At 70.1% G+C, this 1,617-nt stretch carries 2 protein-coding genes; one reads left to right on the top strand and one right to left on the bottom strand.

Going from position 1 to position 1,617, the window contains the following annotated elements; translation table 11 throughout:
- Positions 1-1,222: succinic semialdehyde dehydrogenase (locus GXZ33_RS03400; protein WP_291339438.1), on the bottom strand; the 1,222-nt coding region annotated here is incomplete at its 3' end.
- 12 nt (positions 1,223-1,234) lie between these two features.
- Between GXZ33_RS03400 and GXZ33_RS03395 the strand changes: the two genes are divergently transcribed.
- Positions 1,235-1,617 (top strand): SDR family NAD(P)-dependent oxidoreductase (locus tag GXZ33_RS03395; protein ID WP_291339437.1); only part of this gene is annotated, 383 nt, incomplete at its 3' end.

Below are 1,617 nucleotides of genomic sequence, written 5' to 3'. Positions count from 1 at the left end.
GACGTCCCACGCCCGACTGCTTCCAGCCGCCCATCGGGGCGTCGACGGATCCCCAGGCGGCGGCGAAGCCCTCGTTGATGTTGACGGTGCCGGACTCCAGCCGGGAGGCGACGGTACGGGCCTCCCGCACGGCACCCCACACGGAGGCGTTGAGCCCGTATGTGGAGTCATTGGCCCTGGTCACGGCTTCATCAACTGTTGAAAAAGTCTCGAGGTAGACGACCGGGCCGAACACCTCGGCGGCGTAGAGGTCGGCGTGGTGGGGGACGTCGACAAGCACGGTGGGGGAGTAGTACAGCCCGTCGTGTGTGCCGCCGGTGAGCACCCGGGCGCCGGAGGCCACGGCGGAGCTGACGAACGACGCGACGCGCTGGAGGTGCTCCCCGGAGACGAGGTGCCCGATGTCGTCGGTCCAGGACTGGCCGAGGCGCAGCTGCTTCGTCAGGGCGACGAAGCGCTCCGTGAACTCCTCGGCGACCGCATCGTGGACGTAGATCCGCTCCACCGAGATGCACAGCTGGCCGGCGTTGGAGAAGCACGCCTTGACCGCGCCGCGCGCCGCCCGTTCGATGTCGGCCGACTCCAGCACGATGAGCGGGTTCTTGCCGCCCAGCTCCGCGGAGAAGCCGATGAGCCGCTGCCCGGCCTGCGCCGCGAGCTTACGGCCCACGGCCGTGGAACCGGTGAACATGAGGTAGTCGCATTCCGCGACGACCTGCTGGCCCGCCTCGGCGCCGCCCGCCAGGATCTGCAGGACGTTTTCGGGGAGTCCGGCGGCCTCGAGAAGTTCGAGTGCCAGGCGGGCGGTGCCGGTGGTCTTCTCATCCGGCTTGAGCACGACCGCGTTGCCGGCGAGCAGCGCCGGGACCGCGTCGGACACCGCCAGCGTGAGGGGGTAGTTCCACGGTGCGATGATGCCCACCACGCCCTTCGGGGCGCGTTCCACCCGCGTGGACGTGACCACCGGCAGGGCCCCCTTCGCGCGGGTCGGCCGCAGCAGACGCGCGGCGCGGTAGGCGTAGTGGCGGGCGGTCACCGCCACGTCGAGCACCTCGTCGAAGGCGTCGGAACGGGACTTACCGGACTCCAGCTGGATCGTGTCCAGCAGGTCGGTCTGCCGGTCGAGGACGAGGTCATGGAAACGGAGCATGACCGCCCTGCGTTCCGACACCGGCATGCCGGACCAGAGCGACTGTGCGTGCCGGGCTGCGAGGAACGTCATACGCTTCAACCTATGCCAAACATCTTCATCACGGGGGCAGCCACCGGGATCGGCCGCGCCGTCGCCGAGCGATTCCTCGCCGAGGGCTGGACCGTCGGTGCCTACGACATCCGCCCCGTCGACCTGCCGGGGGCCGTCACGGGGCTTCTCGACGTCCGCTCGGCCTCCTCCTGGGACACCGCCCTCGCGGAGTTCGCGCAGGTGGCCGGCGGTATCGATGTCGTGGACAACAATGCCGGCGTCATCATCGACGGCCCGCTGGCGGTCGCCGATCCGGCAGCCGTGGCGCAGCTTCTCGACGTCAACTGCCTCGGCGTCACCCTCGGGGCCCGCGCCGCGCACCCCTACCTGAAGGGCGGGGGCACGCTGGTGAACATGTCCTCGGCGTCGGCGAT

Source organism: Corynebacterium sp. (assembly GCF_012838985.1).
Classification (GTDB): Bacteria; Actinomycetota; Actinomycetes; order Mycobacteriales; family Mycobacteriaceae; genus Corynebacterium.
Note: the sequence above shows the minus strand (reverse complement) of the source record. Positions and strands in the feature narration are given on the sequence as shown.